Here is a 707-nt window from a genome sequence, read left to right on the forward strand (position 1 = left end):
CGCGTGGCTCGCGCAGCAGGGCGAGGCGCGCGGCGAGCTGACGGTGCGCGACGTGGTGCAGCTGGGCCGCCTGCCGCACCTCGGGCTGTTCACGCCGCCGGGGCCGGACGACGAGGCGATCGTCGATGCCGCGATGGCCGCGACCGAATGCAGCGCGTGGCAGCACCGGCAACTGCACGGGCTGTCCGGCGGCGAGCGCCAGCGTGCACTGATCGCCCGCGCGCTGGCGGTGCAGGCCGGGGTGCTGCTGCTCGACGAGCCGACGACCCACCTCGACCCGCCGCACCAGGTGGCGCTGGTGCGGCTGTTCCAGCGCCTGGCGCGCGCGCAGCGGGTGGTCAGCGTGCTGCACGACCTGTCGCTCGCGCTGCAGGCGGACTGGCTGGTCGTGATGCGGCAGGGCCGCATCGCGGCCGAAGGCGCGCACGACGACCCGCGCGTGCATGACGCACTCGAATCGGTGTTCGACCACGCGGTGCKGGTGCAGCGCGTCGGCAACCGCTTCCTGACCCTTCCGAACCTGGACGACTGACATGCAGATCGAAACCCCGCCGACCGAGCGGCGCAGCGAGAAGCCCGACGGCGAACGTCGTGGCCTGGTGATCGTCCACACCGGCGACGGCAAGGGCAAGAGCACCGCAGCCTTTGGCCTGGCCTTGCGCGCGCATGGGCGCGGCAAGGCGGTGAAGATCTACCAGTTCATGAAG

General features: G+C 72.4%; 2 protein-coding genes. Both read left to right on the forward strand.

Annotated elements, in window-relative coordinates; all coding sequences use genetic code 11:
• A partial coding sequence (locus tag AC1D01_RS37405) for an ABC transporter ATP-binding protein (protein ID WP_477874971.1) occupies positions 1–532 on the forward strand: 532 nt, incomplete at its 5' end.
• A 1-nt stretch (position 533) separates the two neighbouring features.
• Positions 534–707: cob(I)yrinic acid a,c-diamide adenosyltransferase (locus AC1D01_RS37410; protein ID WP_477874973.1), on the forward strand; the 174-nt coding region annotated here is incomplete at its 3' end.

This window comes from Rhizobacter sp. P3_B12 (assembly GCF_056402895.1).